24 protein-coding genes are annotated in these 19181 nt (G+C 74.2%); 12 read left to right on the forward strand and 12 right to left on the reverse strand.

Going from position 1 to position 19181, the window contains the following annotated elements:
* The first annotated feature begins 5 nt into the window (after window positions 1-5).
* Window positions 6-455, forward strand: a complete 450-nt coding sequence (locus G5V58_RS17110) for a MarR family winged helix-turn-helix transcriptional regulator (protein ID WP_165235354.1) — start codon at window positions 6-8, stop codon at window positions 453-455.
* Here the strand turns inward: G5V58_RS17110 and G5V58_RS17115 are convergent.
* Window positions 397-1890, reverse strand: coding sequence for an MFS transporter (locus G5V58_RS17115; RefSeq protein WP_165235357.1), 1494 nt, complete (start codon window positions 1888-1890; stop codon window positions 397-399). The two genes, G5V58_RS17110 and G5V58_RS17115, sit on opposite strands and share 59 nt — an antisense overlap.
* 219 nt (window positions 1891-2109) lie before the next feature.
* Between G5V58_RS17115 and G5V58_RS17120 the strand changes: the two genes are divergently transcribed.
* On the forward strand, window positions 2110-2370 hold the full coding sequence (locus G5V58_RS17120) for a hypothetical protein (RefSeq protein ID WP_165235360.1): 261 nt from the start codon (window positions 2110-2112) through the stop codon (window positions 2368-2370).
* 64 nt (window positions 2371-2434) lie between these two features.
* Here G5V58_RS17120 and G5V58_RS17125 read toward each other — a convergent pair whose 3' ends face one another.
* The 4 genes from G5V58_RS17125 to G5V58_RS17140 form a co-directional block, all read right to left on the reverse strand.
* The gene (locus G5V58_RS17125) at window positions 2435-3730 is read right to left on the reverse strand and encodes a hypothetical protein (protein ID WP_165235363.1); all 1296 of its coding nucleotides are present in this window, start codon (window positions 3728-3730) and stop codon (window positions 2435-2437) included.
* Between the two features lie 147 nt (window positions 3731-3877).
* A complete protein-coding gene (locus G5V58_RS17130; protein WP_165235366.1) occupies window positions 3878-4564 on the reverse strand; it encodes a hypothetical protein in 687 nt (228 codons plus the stop codon).
* A gap of 51 nt (window positions 4565-4615) precedes the next feature.
* Window positions 4616-7750 carry an ATP-binding protein gene (locus G5V58_RS17135; RefSeq protein ID WP_165235369.1) on the reverse strand — a complete coding sequence of 1045 codons (3135 nt, stop codon included), beginning with the start codon at window positions 7748-7750 and terminating at the stop codon, window positions 4616-4618.
* On the reverse strand, window positions 7751-7936 hold the full coding sequence (locus tag G5V58_RS17140) for a hypothetical protein (RefSeq protein ID WP_165235372.1): 186 nt from the start codon (window positions 7934-7936) through the stop codon (window positions 7751-7753).
* A gap of 93 nt (window positions 7937-8029) precedes the next feature.
* On the opposite strand from G5V58_RS17140, the gene G5V58_RS17145 reads away from it, so the two are divergent.
* From G5V58_RS17145 to G5V58_RS17155, 3 genes are read left to right on the forward strand one after another with little or no spacing between them, the layout of a single operon-like run.
* Window positions 8030-8368, forward strand: coding sequence for an HNH endonuclease (locus G5V58_RS17145; protein WP_230486703.1), 339 nt, complete (start codon window positions 8030-8032; stop codon window positions 8366-8368).
* A gap of 36 nt (window positions 8369-8404) precedes the next feature.
* Entirely contained in the window at window positions 8405-8962 is a 558-nt protein-coding gene (locus G5V58_RS17150) for a hypothetical protein (RefSeq protein WP_165235375.1), read from the forward strand.
* Window positions 8959-10146, forward strand: a complete 1188-nt coding sequence (locus G5V58_RS17155) for a hypothetical protein (RefSeq protein ID WP_165235378.1) — start codon at window positions 8959-8961, stop codon at window positions 10144-10146. The genes G5V58_RS17150 and G5V58_RS17155 overlap by 4 nt, the downstream gene beginning before the upstream one ends.
* A 17-nt stretch (window positions 10147-10163) precedes the next feature.
* Here G5V58_RS17155 and G5V58_RS17160 read toward each other — a convergent pair whose 3' ends face one another.
* The 4 genes from G5V58_RS17160 to ychF are packed head-to-tail and all read right to left on the reverse strand — an operon-like array spanning window position 10164 to window position 12523.
* Window positions 10164-10598, reverse strand: coding sequence for a hypothetical protein (locus tag G5V58_RS17160; RefSeq protein WP_165235381.1), 435 nt, complete (start codon window positions 10596-10598; stop codon window positions 10164-10166).
* A gap of 42 nt (window positions 10599-10640) precedes the next feature.
* Window positions 10641-11021 carry a DUF2510 domain-containing protein gene (locus G5V58_RS17165; protein WP_230486704.1) on the reverse strand — a complete coding sequence of 127 codons (381 nt, stop codon included), beginning with the start codon at window positions 11019-11021 and terminating at the stop codon, window positions 10641-10643.
* A gap of 57 nt (window positions 11022-11078) precedes the next feature.
* Complete coding sequence (locus G5V58_RS17170) at window positions 11079-11450, reverse strand: hypothetical protein (RefSeq protein ID WP_165235387.1); 372 nt, start codon at window positions 11448-11450, stop codon at window positions 11079-11081.
* Window positions 11447-12523: a redox-regulated ATPase YchF gene (gene ychF, locus G5V58_RS17175; protein ID WP_165235390.1), complete on the reverse strand. Its 1077-nt coding sequence runs from the start codon at window positions 12521-12523 to the stop codon at window positions 11447-11449. The genes G5V58_RS17170 and ychF overlap by 4 nt, the downstream gene beginning before the upstream one ends.
* A gap of 106 nt (window positions 12524-12629) precedes the next feature.
* Between ychF and G5V58_RS17180 the strand changes: the two genes are divergently transcribed.
* Window positions 12630-13208: a hypothetical protein gene (locus tag G5V58_RS17180; protein ID WP_165235393.1), complete on the forward strand. Its 579-nt coding sequence runs from the start codon at window positions 12630-12632 to the stop codon at window positions 13206-13208.
* Window positions 13209-13259: 51 nt separating this feature from the next.
* Here G5V58_RS17180 and G5V58_RS17185 read toward each other — a convergent pair whose 3' ends face one another.
* Complete coding sequence (locus G5V58_RS17185) at window positions 13260-13688, reverse strand: hypothetical protein (RefSeq protein WP_165235396.1); 429 nt, start codon at window positions 13686-13688, stop codon at window positions 13260-13262.
* A gap of 46 nt (window positions 13689-13734) precedes the next feature.
* Between G5V58_RS17185 and G5V58_RS17190 the strand changes: the two genes are divergently transcribed.
* The gene (locus G5V58_RS17190; protein WP_165235398.1) at window positions 13735-14229 is read left to right on the forward strand and encodes a thioesterase family protein; all 495 of its coding nucleotides are present in this window, start codon (window positions 13735-13737) and stop codon (window positions 14227-14229) included.
* Window positions 14230-14542: 313 nt separating this feature from the next.
* Here G5V58_RS17190 and G5V58_RS17195 read toward each other — a convergent pair whose 3' ends face one another.
* Window positions 14543-15265: a CDP-alcohol phosphatidyltransferase family protein gene (locus G5V58_RS17195; protein ID WP_165235401.1), complete on the reverse strand. Its 723-nt coding sequence runs from the start codon at window positions 15263-15265 to the stop codon at window positions 14543-14545.
* 45 nt (window positions 15266-15310) lie between these two features.
* On the opposite strand from G5V58_RS17195, the gene G5V58_RS17200 reads away from it, so the two are divergent.
* Both G5V58_RS17200 and G5V58_RS17205 read left to right on the forward strand, forming a co-directional pair.
* Window positions 15311-16087, forward strand: a complete 777-nt coding sequence (locus G5V58_RS17200; protein WP_165235404.1) for an exodeoxyribonuclease III — start codon at window positions 15311-15313, stop codon at window positions 16085-16087.
* A 3-nt stretch (window positions 16088-16090) separates the two neighbouring features.
* Complete coding sequence (locus tag G5V58_RS17205; RefSeq protein WP_165235407.1) at window positions 16091-16669, forward strand: TetR/AcrR family transcriptional regulator; 579 nt, start codon at window positions 16091-16093, stop codon at window positions 16667-16669.
* A 4-nt stretch (window positions 16670-16673) separates the two neighbouring features.
* Here G5V58_RS17205 and G5V58_RS17210 read toward each other — a convergent pair whose 3' ends face one another.
* Complete coding sequence (locus G5V58_RS17210) at window positions 16674-17225, reverse strand: hypothetical protein (RefSeq protein ID WP_165235410.1); 552 nt, start codon at window positions 17223-17225, stop codon at window positions 16674-16676.
* 89 nt (window positions 17226-17314) lie between these two features.
* Here G5V58_RS17210 and G5V58_RS17215 point away from each other — a divergent pair, with 89 nt between their 5' ends.
* The 3 genes from G5V58_RS17215 to G5V58_RS17225 are packed head-to-tail and all read left to right on the forward strand — an operon-like array spanning window position 17315 to window position 19168.
* On the forward strand, window positions 17315-17668 hold the full coding sequence (locus G5V58_RS17215; protein ID WP_165235413.1) for a nuclear transport factor 2 family protein: 354 nt from the start codon (window positions 17315-17317) through the stop codon (window positions 17666-17668).
* Between the two features lie 37 nt (window positions 17669-17705).
* Window positions 17706-18770 (forward strand): DNA recombination protein RmuC, encoded by a 1065-nt coding sequence (locus G5V58_RS17220; RefSeq protein WP_165235416.1) that lies wholly within the window; start codon window positions 17706-17708, stop codon window positions 18768-18770.
* Entirely contained in the window at window positions 18767-19168 is a 402-nt protein-coding gene (locus G5V58_RS17225) for a DUF6542 domain-containing protein (RefSeq protein WP_165235419.1), read from the forward strand. Before G5V58_RS17220 ends, G5V58_RS17225 begins: the two co-directional genes overlap by 4 nt.
* The last annotated feature ends 13 nt before the right edge of the window (window positions 19169-19181 follow it).

Genomic DNA, 19181 nt, shown 5'->3' on the forward strand with positions numbered 1-19181 from the left:
CTGGCATGGACGAGCGCGTGCTCCGCGAGCTCGGCGACGAGCTGATGCGGCTGGCCCGCCGCCGCGCGCACGTCTACCCCGGCGCGCGGCTGGACCCGTCGGCGTTCCGGCTGCTCTGGCTGCTCACCGAGGGCCCGCCGCGCACCCTGCGCGAGCTGGCCGAGGAGCTCCAGCTCGACCCGTCGACGGTGAACCGGCAGGTCAACGCCGCGATCGGGCACGGCCTGGTCGAGCGGTACGCCGTGCCGGACAGCCCGAGCCGGCTGCTGCGGCCGACCGAGGCCGGCCGAGCGGCGTACGTCCACGACGGCACGCTGCGGGCCGCGGTCTACGACGAGGTGCTTAAGGAGCTCGGCCGGGACCGCGCCGAGGCGCTGGTGGCCGAGCTGCGCGAGCTCAACGACGGGCTGGACCGGGCGCACTCGCGGCTGCGACCGGAGCCGCCGCCGGGGTGACGTCGTCCTTGCCGGCCTTCGGGACGAAGGCCGCGATCGCGACACCGACGAACGCCGCCTGCGCGCCGAGCGCGAAGCACCACTTGAAGGCGCTCTCGGTGGGCAGCGCGAAGTCCCCGAAGGTCGTGGTCGAGCTGGTCAGCACGGTGGCCATGACCGCCGCGGCCAGCGTGGTGCCGACCGAGCGCATGAGGGCGTTGACGCCCACGGCGCTGGCCGCCTCGCGGATCGGCACGTTGTCCATGATGAGCGTCGGCATCGCGGCGTACCCGATCCCGATGCCCGCGCTGGCCACGCAGCAGGCCAGCAGCAGCTGCCAGGGCGCGTCCATGAGCAGGAAGCCCACGAGGTAGCCGAGCCCGACCACCGCCGCGCCGATCATCAGCGTGTACTTGGCCCCGATGTTCGCGATCAGCCGCGCCGAGATGGGCGCGAAGACCAGCATCATCAGCCCCGACGGCGCCATCCACAGCCCGGCGGCCAGGATGGACTGGCCCAGGCCGTAGCCGGTGACCTCGGGCAGCTCGAGCAGCTGCGGGACCACGATGACCTGGGCCATCATCCCGAAGCCGATCGCGATGGCGGCGATGTTGGTCATCAGCACCGGCAGCCGCGACGTGGTCCGCACGTCGACCAGCGGCTGGCTGGTGCGCGCCTGGTACGCCGTCCAGCCGGCCAGCACCACGAGCCCGAACGCGATCGCGCCGAGGGTGCGCGCGTCGGTCCAGCCCCAGGTGCTCGCCTTGGTCACCCCGACCAGGAAGCTGACCAGCCCGACGGCCAGCCCGACCGCGCCCAGCAGGTCGAAGCGACCCGGCTCGGAGTCCTGCACGTGCGGCACCAGGAACCACGCACTGACCAGCACCACCGCGGCCAGCCCGGCCGCCACCCAGAAGAGCATGTGCCAGTCGCTGCCGTCGGCGATCCACGCCGCCAGGGGCAGCCCGATCGCGCCGCCCACGCCGAGCGTCGCGCTCATCGCCGCGATCGCCGTACCGGTCAGGTGCGGCGGGGTGATCTCGCGCATCAGCGAGATGCCGACCGGGATGAAGCCCATGGCCAGGCCCTGCAGCGCCCGCCCCACCAGCATCGGTGCCAGCGAGTCGCTCAGCGCGCAGACCACGCTGGCCACCAGCAGCAGCGCCGCGCTCGCCGCGACCACCCGCTGCTTGCCGAACAGGTCGGCCAGTCGCCCCGCCACCGGCATCGCCACCGCACCGGCCAGCAGGGTGATGGTGATGACCCACGACGCGTTGGCCTGGCTGCTGCCCAGCAGCAGCCCCAGCTCACCTTGGATCGGCACCAGCAGCGTCTGGCTCAGCGACGCGGTCAGACCGCCGAAGCACAGCACCACCACGGGCAGCAGCGGGTGCTCGCGCAGCAGGCGGGAGGGGACGACACCGGACTCGTCGGGCTCGGCGGAGACGTGGGGCACGTGTGCAGGCTACATGTAGTTGCGTCGTGCAACCAATCGTGACGCCGATCACGGTCGGCCGGGCGGACCGGGTGGCCCGGGCGAGCCAGCCCGCAGGGGTGACGGCGTGGTCATCTCGGGTGGTTCGGGTCCGCAAGGCCTCGCCTGACACCAGGGGCGGCCGATGCTCCTCGCGCGCCCCGGACGGACCGGGGCGCCACACGGGAGAAGCACATGCGCATGAAGACCGCCGTCGCGGCCATCGCCCTGACCGTCGCCGGCCTGGGCGGGCCGTCCCTGGCCACCGTCGACGCCACCGCGGCGACCCACGTCCACGTCCAGCACGAGCGGCACGCCTGCACGCACACCTCGAGCGGCAGCTGCATCCGCGGCGGGCAGTTCTGCCCGCAGTCGTCGTACGGCAAGTCCGGCTGGGACGCCCAGGGCCGGCGCTACGTCTGCAAGGGCGACCGCACCCACCCGCACTGGATGGTGCCGTAGCCCGTCCCCGCGAGACGACGCCGCCGACCGGGTCTCCGGTCGGCGGCGTCGCTTCTGGGCCAAGTCAGCGCTTGACCTTGACCGCCTTGCTCGTGGCCGAGGCGCTGCCACCGGGGCCGGTGGCGGTGACGCGGACGGCGATCTTCTTGCCGGCGTCCTTGCGGCCGAGCTTGTACGTCGAACCCTTGGCGCCCTTGATGGCCTTGCCGCCGCGCAGCCAGGTGAAGGCGTACGACGCGGCGTCGGTCCAGGTGCCGGTGCGGGCGCTCAGCCTCTTGCCCACCCGGGCCTTGCCGGCGACGCTCGGGGCGCCGGTCGAGCGGGGTGCGTTGGCCTTGGGCGGCTGGTAGGGGTCGACGGTGCTGAACGGCGCCGCGGAGAACGACGGCTCGCGGCCGCCGGGGACGACGAGGGCGGGCTGAGCACAGTTCTCCAGGTCGCGCTCCATGTAGATGCCCTGTGTGCCGACGACCCAGGCCAGCGTGGTGCTGTCGGCGGAGAAGGCCGGCTCGGCGACGGGCTCGGGGCTGGTCGAGCACCACAGCTCGGGGGCGTTCACCAGGTCGCCGTCGGCCTTGGCCCAGAGGACGGAGGTGTTCGGGCCGGTGTCACGCACGGCGGAGACCCAGGTCCCGTTGCGCGAGACGGTGGGGTCGGTGAGCTCCTGGCCGGGGTTCTCGATCTGGGAGTCGGCGAACCACCGCGGCGGGCTGGGCTGGCCGAGCACGTGCACGCGCACGTCGGGGATCGCGCCGCCGCCCTGCACGGTGCGGTCGTTGCCGAGCCAGCTCGGGTCGTTGCCGTACGTCACGCCGTACGGCGCGGGGTCGGTCAGGTGGTCGGCGGCGGTGTAGCCCGTGGCGAAGCGGGTGTCGCAGTCCACGCCGACGGGGCAGCCGGACTCGACCTGGGTGTAGGCCACGAGCGCGCCGTTGGGCGAGATCGCCACCGACGACGGCGTGCCGTCCATGAGGTGACCGGCCGAGTTCAGCAGCCCGGGCGGGTCGAGCACGGTGAGCACGTGACCGAAGGCGTCCATCCGGACGATCCGCTCGTCGTGGGCGACGACGACCGCACCGGTGTCGGCCTGGCTGGGCGAGAGGTAGGGGTGGGCGACGCTGCCGTCGCTGGTGATGCGGCGGGCGTCGGTGCCGTCGGTGCGGGCGGCCCAGACGTTGAAGTCCTTGACGTAGACCAGCGTGCCGGGGGCGGCCGCCGCGGCGGTCGTCGGCTCCGCGGTGGCGCCGTGGGCGTCCTCGGCGGTGCCCACCACGACCGCGGCGACGGCGAGCGCGGAGACCGAGACCAGGTGGACCAGGGTCGAGGGTGAGGTGAGACGGGTGAGGATCGGGGTCGGCACGGCGGGCTCCTTCGCGTGGCTTGCGACGTCATCAGGTGATGGGCAGGACGCTCCCAACGAGCGCTTGCGGCGCGCTTGGGTCCGGCTGACGCCCGGACGCAAGGAGGGCCCCGACCGGTGTGGTCGGGGCCCTCGGGGTGGGAGCGGTCAGGCGCGGCGGTCACCGAGGGTGAAGGCCAGGCCGGTCACGAGCAGCCAGAGCGTGGCGGGCAGCAGCGCCATGTACTCCATCGGCGAGACGCCGAACGCGAGCGTCGCGCCACCCAGCACGAAGCCGGCCACGGCGTGCCAGCGCGGCACGACCCGGCGTACGCCGGCCAGGGCCACGCACCCGGCGGTGGCGCCGAGCCCGGTCCACAGCCACGGGATGGTCCCGATCCAGTGGCCGTAGAAGGAGATGTGCTCGGCCGGCACGTCGCCGGGCTCGGGCGGGAAGACGCCGAACTCGGTGTCCAGGCCGCTGCCGAGGATCAGCACGGCCGAGGTCAGCAGCACGCCGGCACCGGCCACCCACGGCAGCAGGCTGTCCGCGTCGAGCCCGCGCCGCAGCCGGCGCACGAGGCCGGCGCCGAACGGCAGCAGCAGCACCGCGCTGAGCGAGACGGCGAGGTGGAAGAGCGCGGCGTGGCCCTTGACCTCGGCCATCGCGGCGGCGATGGCCTCGGGGTCGCCGGAGATCGAGCTGTCGTACGCCGCGTTGAGCGTGCCCTGGAGCAGCATGGTGGCGACCCCGCCGAGGGCGGCGAGGGCGCCGGCGGCGGCCCAGGCGGTACGCCCGCGCTGCGGCGCCAGGGTGTCGGAGACGGGGCTGGTGGGTGCGGTGAGTGTGGTCATGACGCCAGCGTCGGCGTCAGGCCTTGCGCAGACCTTGAGGACCGCTGGCGCTCAGAGACGGGTGGCGTCGGCCCGGCGCGCGAACAGCAGCGCGCCCTGCTCGGCGGCGACCTCGCGAGCCCGGTCCAGCTCGGCGGGGTCGCCGGTGAGCAGCGCGCGCTGGCGGTGCAGCTCGGCCAGGTGGGCGACGTCGCCGGTGGCCTCGACGTCGGCGAAGGCGGCGTCGAGCTGGGTCCGGGCGCGGTCGCGGTCCCCCGCGCGGAGGAGGACGTCCACGGTCAGTGACCGCAGCGTCGGCCGCATGGCCAGGGCCGGCGCCGCCCCGGCGCGCTCGATCGCGGCGGTGACCTCGTCGAGCGCGGTGCCCGGGGCCAGCCGCTCGCGGGCCCAGGCCTCGACCACGTCGAGGTGCTTGAGGCTCTGGGTCAGCCCGAGGTCCAGCGAGGGTCCTCGACTGGCTGCGGCGAACCGCGCCGCGCCCTCGGGGTCGTCCCCGAGCGCACACAGCAACGCCGAGGTGTTGGCGATGTAGGCCCGGGTGGTCGGGCCCATGGCCGGGAGCCGGCCCAGGCTGCGCGCGTGGTGGGCCTGCGCGGCCGCGGCGTCGTCGCGCTGCAGCGCGACGTGGGCCTGCCACGTCGGCACCTGGCAGCGCGGGTCGAGCGGGAAGACCCCGACCGGGACCTCGACGTGCTCGGACAGCGCGTCGGCGCGGTCCCACGCGGCGGCCGAGTCGGCCAGGCGTCCGGTCAGGTGCAGCAGGTGACCGCGCGCGATCGCGGCCGCGAGCCGGAACAGGTCGTCGTCCGCGCCCTCCGCGACCCGCTCCATCTCCTCGACCAGCTGGGCCAGGTCGACCACGTCGTCGATCCAGAGCAGGTAGGCCAGCCGCGCCTGGTGCGCGGCGAGCAGGTCCCGGGCGCCGCCGTGCTCGCGGACCAGGCGCACGGCCTGCTCGTGCTGCGCGGTCTCGCGCGGGGAGCCGGGACCCTCGGTGGCGGCGTACAGCGACCAGAGCCGCACGCGCACCGCCATCTCCGCGGGCCCGGACTCGGCCCCGAGCCGGAAGGTGAGCTCCAGGGCCCGCAGCAGCACGGCCTCGGTCTCGGTGAGGTTGCCGCGCCGCCAGGCCTCCTCGGCCACGCCGGTCAGCAGGGTCACCGCGCGCTCGAGGTCGGCGGCCGAGCCGGCGGCGGCGAGGTGGTACGCCGTGCGCTCGGGCTCCCGCTCCCCCAGCGCCGCGGCCACGGCACCGTGCAGCCGGCGCAGGCGGGCCGGCCCCGTCGCCTCGAGCAGGGCCTGCTGGGTCAGGGCGTGCACGAAGCGGTGCCGGCTCAACCCGCCGGGGTCGGACCGGATGATGTCGAGCGCGGTGGCGCGGTCCACGGCCTCGTCCACGACCTCGTCGTCCAGCCCGGCGGCCGCGGCCAGCAGCCCGAGGTCGAAGGTGCGCCCGACCACGGCGGCCACGGTCAGCACGGTGCGGTCCGCCTCGGGCAGCCGCTCCACGCGGCGCAGGACCACGTCGCGGACGCTGTCCGGGACGGTGTCGGGCAGCACCGGCTCGCCGTCGTCGCTCGCGTCGGTCACGAGGAGCCGGACCAGCTCGCCGACGAAGAACGGGTTGCCGCCGGTGCGGTCGGTGAGCGCGCCGGCGGTGGCGTCGTCCAGGACGCTGCCGGTGCGGTCGACGACGTACTCACGCACCGCGGCCTCGTCCAGGCCGGTCAGGTCGAGACGCTCGGCGCGCCCGGTGCGGGCCAGCGCGGTCAGCAGCTCGGTGCCGACCAGCGCCGAGGACTCCGCGTGGGTGCGCACGGACACGACGACGGCCAGCGGCGCCTGCCGGACCGCCGTGGCGACGTACTCCACCAGCTCGCGGCTGGCCCGGTCGGCCCAGTGCACGTCCTCGAGCAGCAGCAGGACCGGCCGCTCGCGGGCCACGACCTCGAGGAAGCCGGCCACCGCGTCGTACAGCTGCACGCGCGCGCCGTCCAGGGACGACGGCGTGCCGGTCACGGCCGAGCCGAGCCGGGGCACCAGCGCCGCCACGCCCGCCCCGCGGCCCGCGAGCGCGCGCTCGACCTCGGCGGGCTCGAGCCGGTCGGCCAGCGCCTCGAGGGCCTGGACCCAGGGCCACAGGACCGGGGCGCCCTCGTGCTGCCAGCAGTGGCCCCAGGCGACCAGCGTCCCGGTCCCGGCCGCGCGGGCGGCCAGCTCCTCGAGCAGCCGGGACTTGCCGATGCCGGCCTCGCCGACGACCGCCACCGTGGTCGCCGTGCCGCTCCGGGCGCGCTCGGCGGCCGCCACGAGTCGACGCAGCTCGTCCGCGCGCCCGACGATGCGGGTGGCGCCGGTGAGCTCCTCGGTCGGCGGCGCGGGCTCCCCCGCGGCGGTCGGCCGGGCGGCGGTGGTGGGCGGCGCGGCCAGCTCCTCGTCCTGGCGCAGGATCTGCTCGTGCAGCCGGCGCAGCTCGGGGCCGGGATCGATGCCGAGCTCGTCGGCCAGCAGGTGCCGCACGTCCTCGAAGTGCTGGAGCGCCTCACCCTGGCGTCCGGAGCGGTACAGCGCCAGCATCAGCGCGGCGTGCAGCCCCTCGCGCAGCGGCTCGGCCACCAGCAGCGCGCCGAGCTCGTCGACCAGCGCCGCGTGCCGGCCCAGCTCGAGGTCCAGCCGCACCGACAGCTCCACGGCCGAGAGCCGCAGCTCGCGCAGCCGGTCGGCCTCGCGGGCGGCGAACCCCGCGGTGACGTCGAGGTACGCCGCCGCCCCCCGCCACAGGCCCAGCGCCTCGCCGACGAGCGCCCGGGCCTGCTGCGGCTCGGACTCGGCGCGGGCGCGTGCGACCAGGTCGGCGAAGACGTCGGCGTCGATGCGGTCGCGGGGTACGTCGAGCACGTAGCCCGGCGGCTGGGTGCGCAGCGGCGACGGCTGCTCACGGCCCTCGGCGTCGAAGGTGCGCAGCGCGCTGCGCAGCCGCGACACGTAGGCGTGGATGGTCGCCGTCGCCTGCGGCGCCGGCTCCCCGCTCCACATCCGGTCGGCCAGGACGTCGGTCGGCACGACGTGGCCGGCGTCGACCGCCAGCGCGGCCAGCAGGGCCCGCCGCCGGGCCGGGCCGAGCTCGACCGGCCGCCCGTCGACGAGGACGCGCAGCGGTCCGAGGACCTCGACGCGGACGTCCACTCAGGCGTGCTCTCGCGCGGTCGTCTCCTCCGGCACCGCGACGGCGGGCTGCGCGGTTCCCGGCGGCGCTGTACCCAGCGCGATGGCCAGCCGCTCGGCCGCCGTGAGCTCCCCCGCGGCGTCCACGGCGGGCTCCCCTGCGGGCTCGCCTGCGGGCGGGCTCGGCTCGGGCGCGGCGTCGGTCATCGGGTCACCTCGGGAGGGTCGGGGGTGGGTGGACGTGCAGCATCGCAGCCGCGCCTTGCGCAAACCTTGCGCCCGCGCGCCTACCCTCGCCAGGTGGCCTCCCGGACCCGCACCGCGACGTACGCCCGCCGCCGCCGGCGCCGGATGGCCCGGGTCACCCACGACCTCACCGACGACCAGTGGTTCGCGCTGATGGAGGCCTGGGGCGGCTGCGCCTACTGCGGCGGCGACGGCGCCGCGCTGCAGAAGGACTGCCTGCTGCCGGTCTCGCGCGGTGGTCGCTACACGCTGCTGAACGTCGTCCCGGCCTGCGGCTCGTGCAACGCCAGCAAGTGCAACACCGAGGTCACCACCTGGCTGCGCCGCAAGCGCATGGACGAGCGCGCGTTCCTCGTCCGGCAGGCCGAGGTCGCCCGGCTGCTCACGCCCTGAGGTTTCACCGGCGGCCGCCCCAGGAAGGCTGCTGTGGTGAGCATCAAGTCGCCGATCGAGGCGATGTACGTGGCCGGGAAGCAGGACATCCCGGCCGAGGCCGAGCTGGTCTCGGGCATCGCCAACCGCCTCTACGACCACCTGCAGAGCCTCGACGTGCAGGCAGCGCGCGCCGGCGACCCGGCGATCATGCGCTCGATGCTGAGCATCGGCGGCCAGGTCTACGACGTGATGCGCGGGACCGTCGTCTCCCTCGACCACTGCGCCTCGTCGATCATCAAGACCGCCGACGACTTCGTGGCCACCGACGAGGACGCCGCCTCCGACTACCAGCACCTCGGGACCGGGCTCAAGACGCTCGATGTACCCACCCACCAGGTGCCACCCGCGCTCCCCGACCCGTCGCAGCCCGGCGCGGTCGACCCGAACCAGCCGACCCGCATGGGGCAGGGCGACTTCCAGCCGCACGACCCGGTGGTCATCGGCTCGACCCCCGACCCGGTCGACCCGGACACCGACCACGACCAGCGCGACCAGACCGAGCAGCAGGACCAGCAGCAGACGCCCGTCGTGCCTCCGGTGGTGGAGCGGTGAGCTTCGACAAGGCCCACCTCCGCTCGGTCTTCGCCGACGTCGAGACCTACCTGGGCCACCTCAAGGGCAACGAGCTCGCGGCCGACTACCTGTGGCAGACCGTCAACTACTTCGGGAACCACGACCAGTCGCCCGGCCCGGACACCTTCACCGTGGACCTGGACCACTACCCGAGCCGCTACGAGTTCCCGTGCCCCGACGGCCAGTACGCCGTGCACCCGAGGCTGTCCAGCTTCACCGTCGCCTACGACCGCCACAGCATCGACCCGAACGGCCCCGACCCGTTCGCGGCCCTGGCCAAGGACATCCGCGACCAGACCGACCAGGCCTGGCGCAACGGCGCGAGCTGGGCCAGCGGCCTCGGCGACTACCTCTACAGCCTCTGCGCGCAGTTCACCGAGCCCGACGTACCCGCCCTGGCCGAGACCATCCGGGCCATGCAGCGCGACGTGGTCGCGGGCCTCGACGTCGGCGCCCGTGACGACTGGGCCAACATCGGCGCCCTCCTGAGCGGCTGGGAGGGCCACGCGCAGTACGCCTTCAGCACCTTCTACGACAACTACAACGACACGGTGGCCCAGCTGGCGGTCTTCAGCGCCTACGTGACGGCCGGCTTCGCGGCCGCGACCAAGATCATCAACGGCACCCAGCTGGGCGTGACCAAGTACGCCGAGAGCCTGCGCGCGGCCGCGGAGGAGCAGCTGGGGGCCTGGGTCCGCGCCGAGGAGCAGCCCGCGGACACGCCGCAGGACCCGGCCTGGATCGCCAAGGTCGAGGAGATCGCGAAGGACGCCTACGGGCTCCTGGACCACATCCCGGTCGTGAGCGTGGCCAAGGGGCAGGTCGACAAGGCCATCTCGATCGGCAACTCGCTCAAGGACATCGCCGAGGACATCGGCATCGACGTCGAGCCGCCCCACGAGGAGCGCCCGTTCAAGGCGCGCACCGCAGACGAGCTCTACACCGACGCGACCAGCACCCTCGAGGACGACTACTACCGGCCCTTCGACACCGCCATGAACCGGCTGCAGGCCGGCGACGGGCCCACCGACCCGAACGCCGCCGACCAGGTGCCGCTCAGCGGCCAGGCGGTGCAGCAGCTGCTGCAGTCGCTCAAGGACCGCTACGACTGGGGGCTGCCGAGCGTCCCCGACGAGAGCATGGCGCCCGGCAACCACTACTGAGCGGTCGGACCACCCGCCTAGAGCACGCTCAGCGGCAGCTGGGTCACCGGGACCACGTCCACCCACACCTCGTCGAGCCCCGCGCTGCGGAGGTGCTCGGCGCTCACGACCAGACGGTGACGCGGCGAGCCCTCGACCTCGATGGCCACGGCACCGCTCCCGTCCCCGAGGCTGAGCTTGCCCGACGGCGTCTCCAGGACGACGTCGCACAGGGTCGTCCGACCGGTCGCCTCCACCCGGTCCAGCACCCGCACGTGACAGGTTGCCGTGGCCAGGCTCGCCTCGCCGTCGACGACCTCGACGTCCTGGGCGTGCCGCAGCCGCAGCACCACGGCCCCCGTCCCGATGGTGACCAGGGCCTCGGTCGGCGCCGGCGGCGCCGCACCCGGGTCGCCCACCACCGCCGCACCCCAGGGCCAGGAGCGGCTCACCGTCGTCTCGCCCAGTGCCACCCGACGATCATCGCCGAGCCTCGGGCACACCCGGGCCGCGGGTCAGGTCAGGCGCTCGAACACCATCGTGGCCTGGATCCGGTCGCCCCCGCCGAGCCCCTTGCTGCCCGACGAGGAGGTGGTGATGGTGTGCAGCCGGTAACCGAGCGCCGCCTGGGCGTTGATGGCCTTCTCCAGCTCGGGCAGGTTGCCGGAGCCCGTGCCCCACAGCTTCTCCTTGAGGATCACCTGGAGCACGACGTAGCTGGCCCCCCGCGCCGCCGGCCGCGGCTGGCCCCCCGAGACCGCGGCCGCCTCGATCCGGTTCAGCGCCCCGCCCAGGCCCGGCTCGGCCGGCTCGAGGTGGTCGGTCCAGCCCTGGCCGTCCCAGTAGCGCCGGCGTCCGCTGCCGTCGTCGTACCAACCCGCCTCGGTGCCGCTCACGCGCGCCTCCGTCCCTCGCCGCCGAGCCGTCATGCTAGCCCTGGCGGTCGACCGTGTTCACCCTTCGCGGTGCTCGAGGTACGCCGCGACCGCGGCGGCGAACGCACCGTCCGGCAGGCGCACCCGGGCCGGCTCGGGCGCGCGCCCCGCGAGGCCGTCCTCGATGAGGTCGAGCTGGGTCTGGATGCTGCGGACCTCGGCCGAGAACAGGCTGGCGCCCTCGTCGGTCAGCTCCAGGGTCCAGTCCTCGTACACCCGGGCCAGCCCGGACCCGACCAGCCGGCCGAGCGCGCCGGACACCTCGGGCTCGGTGAGGACCGCGTGGTTCATCCAGTCGCCGGCCGCGACCAGCTCGGTGAGCGTGCACGGGCGCTGGAACACGCCGATCGAGGCGAGCACCCAGCCGTCGGCGGGCTCCCAGCCGGTCACACGTTGAAGCGGAACTCGACGACGTCGCCGTCCTGCATGACGTAGTCCTTGCCCTCCATGCGCACCTGGCCCAGCTCCTTGGCCTTGAGCATGGAGCCGGCCGCCATCAGGTCGTCGTACGACACGATCTCGGCCTTGATGAAGCCGCGCTGGAAGTCGGTGTGGATGACGCCGGCGGCCTCGGGGGCGGTGGCGCCCTTGCGGACGGTCCAGGCGCGCGACTCCTTGGGGCCGGCGGTGAGGTAGGTCTGCAGGCCGAGGGTGTCGAAGCCGACGCGGGCGAGCACGTCGAGGCCCGGCTCGTCGACGCCCATCTCGGCGAGCATCGCGCGGGCCTCGTCGTCGTCGCCGAGCTCGACCAGCTCGGCCTCGAACTTGGCGTCGAGGAAGATCGCCTCGGCCGGCGCGACCAGCGCGCGCATCTCGTCCTTGAGGGCTTCGTCGGAGAGCTCGTCGGCGTCGCAGTTGAAGACGTAGATGTACGGCTTGGCCGTCAGCAGCGACAGCTCGCGGATCAGCGTGCGGTCGACCTTGGTGGCGATGATCGGGGTGCCGGCCTCGAGGGCCTCCTTGGCCTCGCGCACGGCGGCGGCCCTGGGCTGGGTCTCCTTCTTGATCTTCGCCTCCTTCTCCAGCCGGGGCAGCGCGTTGTCGACGGTCTGGAGGTCGGCGAGGATCATCTCGGTCTGGATCGTGGAGATGTCGTTGCCCGGGTTGACCTCGCCGTCCACGTGCGTCACGTCGGCGTCGCGGAAGACGCGGGTCACCTGGCAGATGGCGGCCGACTCGCGGATGTGGGCCAGGAACTTGTTGCCGAGCCCCTCCCCCTCCGACGCACCACGCACGATGCCTGCGATGTCCACGAACTCCACCGTCGCCGGCACCACCCGCTCGCTGGCGAACAGCTCGGCCAGCCTCGGCAGCCGCTCGTCGGGTACGCCGACCACGCCGACGTTCGGCTCGATGGTGGCGAACGGGTAGTTCGCCGCGAGCACGTCGTTCTTGGTCAGCGCGTTGAAGAGCGTGGACTTCCCGGCGTTGGGGAGTCCGACGATGCCGATCGTGAGAGCCACGACCGACAAGCCTAGGACCGTCCACAGGCCCGTCCCGCATCCGCGTTGTCCACAGGTCGCGGTCGGGGCGGTCGCGGGCGTCGGCGTCCTCGCGCAGCATGGCGGCATGTCGACCTCCCGCTCGGGCGCAGCGCTGCTCCTGGCCCTGCTGGCCCTCGCCGCCTGTGGGGCGCCCGAGGGTGTGGCGAGCCGGGTCCCGGAGCCACCGGCGCCCACCAAGGCGGCGCCGGCCCCATGGACGCCGACGACGCCGGGCGACCTGGCGGCGGCCCTGCCGGGGGCGTCGGATCTCCACCCCTGGCGCGTCGTCCACCGGTGCGCCGGCCGCGACCCGTGCACCCGGGCCGACGACGGGCGCACGGCCTTCGTCCTCGCCGCGGGCGCGCGCCCGGGCGAGACGGTCCTGGTCGGCGCCACCCGGTGGCCGAGCACCGAGCGGGCCGCGGCGGTGCCGGTCCGCGCCCTGATCGGCGGCCGGTTCCGCACCCCGGTCCAGCGGACCGCTCCGCGCAGCTGGCGACTCGGCGAGGCGGGTCGGGCCACGGTCGCGGCCTACGACGCGGACGGGTGGGTCGATCGCCGGCGCGAGGCGGTGCTGCGGCTGCTCCAGCCGGGCGGCCGGCGCTCGCCACCCTGCACGAGGTGGGGCTGGTGCTGGCGCGCGAGCGCCTCACCGTCCAGGTGACCGTGCGGTCGCGGTCGGCCCGCGCGGCCAGGAGCGAGGCCGCCGAGCGGCTCAGCCGGCTCCTGACGGCGCTGGCCGCCCGAGCAGCTCCTCGCGCCGCGTCCACGCCCAGCGCAGCACCGTCACCGAGAAGACCGCCGTGAGCGTGACGATCCCGGCCTCGACGGCGCCCCCGCCGCCCCGGGCGAAGATCCCGTGCTCGAGGTCGTAGAGGAGGTCCATGCCGAAGAGGTAGAGACCGGCCGAGCCGGCGCACAGCAGCCAGAGCAGCGCCGTGGGCCGCCCACGCCGCAGGGAGAGGAGGGCGAGCAGGCAGGTGAGGCCGAGCCAGGCGTCGGCGAGCGGGAAGGCGTTCTCGAACTCGTAGTACGCCGGGCGGTGCTCGCTGGCCAGCGTGTCGCGCGAGGTCCACCAGATCGACCAGTAGGCCACGTCCACGACCAGCGCGATCACCAGGAAGACCTCGATCGTGCGCTTCATGCCCGCACCGTAGAGCCCGGGGAGGGCAGGTCCTAGGGTCAGCGGCATGGACACCCCCACCTACGAGCAGCTGGTCGGGCTGCCGGCGTACGCCGTGCAGACGGTCCCCATGGCCTTCGAGGACAACAACGGACAGCTCAACGTCCGCCACTACCTCGGGATCGGCAGCGAGGGGCTCGACGAGTCCCTCGAGGGCGTGGGCATCCCCCACAACTGGCCGGTCCGGGCGGGGCTGGCCTGCCTGGCCGCCGAGCACCACCTCACCTACCTGCACGAGCTGCACACCGGCGAGCGGATGTCGGTGCGGGTGCGGCTGCTCGGCCGCTCCGAGCGGGCGGTGCACGGGCTGGTCTTCGTGCTGGACGACACCCGCGAGCGGCTGTCGACGATGATCGAGGAGATCAGCCTGTGCGTGCGGCTCGAGCCGCGCGGCACCGAGCCGTGGCCCGAGGAGATCGCCCGCAACCTCGACGCCCGGATCGCCGAGCACGCCGCCCTGGACTGGAGCGCCGACACCTCCAGCTGCCTGCACCTGCGCTGAGGTCGCCGCCCACGACGGACACGCCGCGGAGGTGCGGCCCCGCGGCGGACCAGGTCGCGGAGCCGCACCCCGGTTCCCCGGGTAGCGGGTCTGGTGGGTGCGGGTCGCCGGCAGCCGTCACCTGCCCGCACCGGCACCGGTGACGACCGTGTCGCGACCGGCGATGGTGAGCACGCCCTCGACGGACACCGGGAACGGCTCGCGGAAGGCGCGGACCGGCCTCGGGCGCGCCGGGGTCAGGTCCGCGCGTCGGGGACCCGCACGTGCGCGTGGGCGCACGCGGTGCGGGGAGCGTCGAACGAGGTCATGCCGATCATGGTGCGGGGTCGACAGCGGGAGCCGCCACCGGATTCCCGGTCCGCACGGTCAACCAGATGCTCACCGCGACGTAGTAGGCCAGGTAGGCCAGGGACAGCCCGGTGAGCACGACCGGGACGTCGGGGAGCTGTGAGGTGATCGCGCCGAAGAGCACCAGGAACAGCGACGCGAGCGTCATGTTGGTGTACCAGAGCTTCTCGGTGCGCGAGGGGTAGATGTACTTCACCGGCACGAAGACCAGCACCACCAGGGCCAGCAGCACGGCGGTGGTCGCGACCTCGCCCAGGGTGAACACGACGACGTAGAAGGCGACGATGTTCCAGTACGACGGGAAGCCGAGGAAGAAGTGGTCGTCGGTCTTCGCGTCGGCCCGGCAGAACTGGTAGCAGGAGGCCACCAGCGGCGCGGCCGCGACGAAGCCGCCCCAGACCCCGTCGGGCAGGTAGCCGGTCTCCCACAGCAGCACCATCGGCGCGAAGGCGTAGGTGATGTAGTCGACGATGTTGTCCAGCAGGGCGCCGTCGAACTCCGGCGCCAGCTCCTTGACCCGCCACCGCCGCGCGAGCATCCCGTCGGTGCCGTCGACGAACATAGCGGCGAGGAACAGCCACAGCACCGTGCGGACCTCGCCCTGGTAGGCGAAGTGGACCATCAGCAGCGCCAGGACCACGCCGGTGGCCGTGTAGGCGTGCACCAGCCACGCCCAGACCCGCTCCATGTGGGGCCACGCTACGGGGTCGGCCGGGGTGACTAGGTTGAGGTGGTGCGGCTCGCCACCTGGAACGTCAACTCCCTGCGCTCACGCATCGACCGGGTCGAGCGGTTCCTGGAGCGCCACGAGGTCGACGTGATCGCGCTCCAGGAGACCAAGGCGCGCGAGGACCAGCTGCCCCTGATGGGGCTGCAGTCGATGGGCTACGAGCTCGCCTACAGCGGCACCAACCAGTGGAACGGCGTGGCGCTGCTCTCCCGGGTGGGCCTCGAGGACGTCCAGGTGGGGTTCGAGGGCATGCCGGGGTACGGCGAGCCGGTGGCCGCGGAGGCCCGCGCCATCGGCGCGGTCTGCGGCGGGGTGCGGGTGTGGTCGCTCTACGTGCCCAACGGCCGCAAGGTCGACGACCCGCACTACGTCTACAAGCTGGACTGGCTGGCCCGGCTGCGCGAGGCCGCGCACGGCTGGCTGGGCGAGGACGCCGCCCTGGTCGGCGACTGGAACATCGCCCCGCGCGACGAGGACGTCTTCGACATGGCGGCCTACGCCACGTCCACCCACGTCACGGCGCCCGAGCGCGCGGCGTTCCAGGCCTTCCTGGACGACGGCTGGGTCGACGTGGTCCGCCCGCACGCGCCGGGGCCGGAGGTCTTCACCTACTGGGACTACTACCGCCAGCGCTTCGAGCGCAACCGCGGCATGCGCATCGACTTCATCCTCGGCTCGCCGTCCCTGGCCGGGCGCGTCGTGCACGCCGCCATCGACCGCGAGGAGCGCGCCGGCCAGGGCGCCTCCGACCACGCGCCCGTCCTGGTCGACCTGGACTGAGCCGTGGCCACCCGTACGTCGAGCGCCCGGCCCTCGCCGGCCCGCGACCGGCTGCTGCAGACGGCCAGCCGGATCTTCTACACCCGCGGCATCCACTCCGTGGGGGTCGAGGAGGTCATCGCCACGGCGGGCGTGACGCGGTCGACGATGTACCGCCACTTCCCCGGCAAGGAGGAGCTGGTCGTGGCCTACCTGGAGGCGGCGAGCGCCGCCGAGCGCCAGCGGCTCGAAGAGGCCCTGGCCAGGTCCGACGGTCCCGAGGCCGCGGTCGCCGCGCTGGCCGGCGCGGTGGTGGCCCAGCTGAGCGACCCGGCCTACCGCGGCTGCGCGTTCCTCAACGCCGCGGCGGAGTACCCCGACGTCGACCACCCCGTCCACCGCGCGGTGCTGGAGCACCGGCGGTGGTACGCCGAGACGGTGGCCGCCACCCTCCAGCCGCTGACGGGCCGGCGCACCGGGGCCGCCGCGGAGCTGTTCGTGCTGCTCCGCGACGGCGCGATGGCCGCGGGCTGCCTGAGCGACCCGGCCGAGGTCGGCCGGGTCTTCCGGCGCGGCGTGGACGGGCTGCTGGCCGGGGCCTGAGGCCTCAGCCGCGCGCGCCGCGCCCCTGGCGCAGGGCCGAGACGAGGAAGAAGACGCCGCCGAGCGCGGCGTACCCGGCGATGCCCACCAGCGAGCCGTGGCGCGACGACGCGGCGAAGCCGGCGCCGGCCAGGACCGAGAGGCCGCCGCTGAGCACGACCGCGCCCTGGCCGCCCAGGCGGCGGCGCCGCGCCAGACCCGTGCCGAGCTGCAGGGCGCCGGCGACCAGCGCCCACAGACCCCAGACCAGCAGCACGTCGCCGCGGTCGCCCGTGCCGACGGCGGCCAGGGCCACGGCGGTCACGGTGCTCACCGCGACGTTGACCTGCAGCAGCCGGCTCGGCCGGTCGCCGGGGGTGGCCGCGTCGACGAGCGTCGCCGCGGCGTCGACCGCGGCGTACAGGACCGCGAGGACCAGCGCTGCGGTGCCGAACGGGGACGCCACGGCGGCGAAGGCGCCGGCCCAGAGGAAGGCGAACACCGCGCGGGCGGCGTACAGCCGGCGCAGCGGCGTGGTCGGGAGGGTGGTGCGGGTGGGGACGTCGACGGTGCTCACAGAACTCCTCTAGAAAGACAGAACGATCGGTCCGATACTCGCGCAGGACGTTGACCGCGTCAACCTCCGGCAACGCCTACGCTGGACCGGTGGCACGGGACGAGGACGGGCTCCGCTCCCTCGAGGAGTCGCTGTGGCGGGCCGAGACGCGCTACGACGCCGCGCACGTGGCGGCGACGTTCCACCCCGACTTCTTCGAGTTCGGCCAGTCGGGCGCCACCTGGACCCGCGACACCATGGCCCTGGACGGCGGACCCGTCGAGGTCGAGCTCCCCCTGCCGGAGCTGCGGGTCCACGAGGTCGCCGACGGCGTGGTGCTGACCCACTACGTGAGCCGCAAGCTCGACGGCTCCGGCGCCGCCAACCGGACGTCGCTGTGGTTGCGCACCGGGGACGGGTGGCGGCTCCGCTTCCACCAGGGGACGCCGCGCCCGGAGGGATGAGCCGGCCGCTGTCGGTGCCGACCGCCACCCTGGACGGGTGGACGTCCTCGAGATCCTGCTGGTGCTGACCGTGGGCCTCGCGCTCGGCCTCGGCCTGGGTGCGGTGCTCGGGGTGCTCTGGGCGCGCTCGCGGACGGCGTACGTCGACGAGCGGCTCGACCAGGCCGAGCTGGTCCAGGGCCTGGACCGGCTGAGTGACCAGATGCGCGACCTGGACCACCAGCGCGCCAGCTGGCAGGGACAGCTCAACGAGCAGGTGCTCGGGATGCGCGCGGCCCACGAGGACCTGCGCCGCGAGACCCGGGCGCTGTCCACGGCCCTGCGCAAGCCGCAGGTGCGCGGGCGCTGGGGCGAGCTGCACCTGCGGCGGGCGGTCGAGCTGGCCGGGCTGGTCGACCGGTGCGACTTCACCGAGCAGGTCCACCTCGACGACGGCGCCAAGCGGCCGGACCTCGTCGTGCACCTGGTCGGCGGCCGCTCGGTCGTGGTCGACGCCAAGGTGCCGCTCGACGCCTACCTCGACGCGACCACCGCGAGCGACGACGAGGAGCGGACCGTCCACCTGCGCCGGCACGCGCGCCAGGTGCGCAGCCACGTCGAGCTGCTGGCCGGCAAGGCCTACTGGCGCTCGCTGCCGGAGACACCGGAGTTCGTGGTCCTGTTCCTGCCGGCGGAGTCGTTCCTGGCCGCGGCGCTCGAGGCCGACCCCGGGCTGCTCGAGCACGCCGCCGACCGCCAGGTGGTGCTGGCCACGCCCACCACGCTCATCGCCCTGCTCCGCACCGTGGCGCACGGGTGGAGCCACGAGGCGCTGGCCGACCAGGCCCGCGAGGTCCACCGCCTGGGCCGCGACCTGCACGGCCGGCTGGCCACCATGGTCGGCCACCTCGACCTGGTCGGCCGCTCGCTCAACGCCGCCGTCGGCCACTACAACCAGACCGTCGGCTCCCTGGAGTCCCGGGTCCTGGTGGCCGCGCGGCGGTTCTCCGACCTGGCCGTCACCGACGACGACCTGCCCTCGCCACGCTCGGTCGAGCTGCACGCCGTCGAGCGGCGTGGGTCCGACGACGGGCCGCCCGGCGGGCATACCGTGGCGGTGTGAGCGAGGCTCGCACCCTCTGGGAGGAGGGTCACGAACTGGGCCACCAGATGGTGTCCCTGGGCTTCGCGCTGACCCTCACCGTCGCCTCGCTGGACACCACGCTCGGCGGCGAGGTGGGCCACGTCTTCGACGTCGCGTTCGTCCTGGTGTGCGTCCTGGTGGCCCTGCTGGTCCGGCCCCAGGACTTCTTCATGGTCGGCGTGCTGCCCCCGCTGGTCATGCTCGTCGTCTTCGCCCTGGTCGCACTGGCCCGCCCGCGGGCGCTGGGAGAGCGCGGCGACAGCACCCTGCAGGTGGTCATCAGCGGCCTGGCCCACCACGCCGGCGCACTGGCCGTCGGCTACGCCCTGTGCCTGGCCGTGCTCGGCGTCCGCGACCAGTTCGTCGGCGACCGCTGAGTCTGCCCGCCCC

It is taken from the genome of Nocardioides anomalus (assembly GCF_011046535.1).
GTDB lineage: Bacteria > Actinomycetota > Actinomycetes > Propionibacteriales > Nocardioidaceae > Nocardioides > Nocardioides anomalus.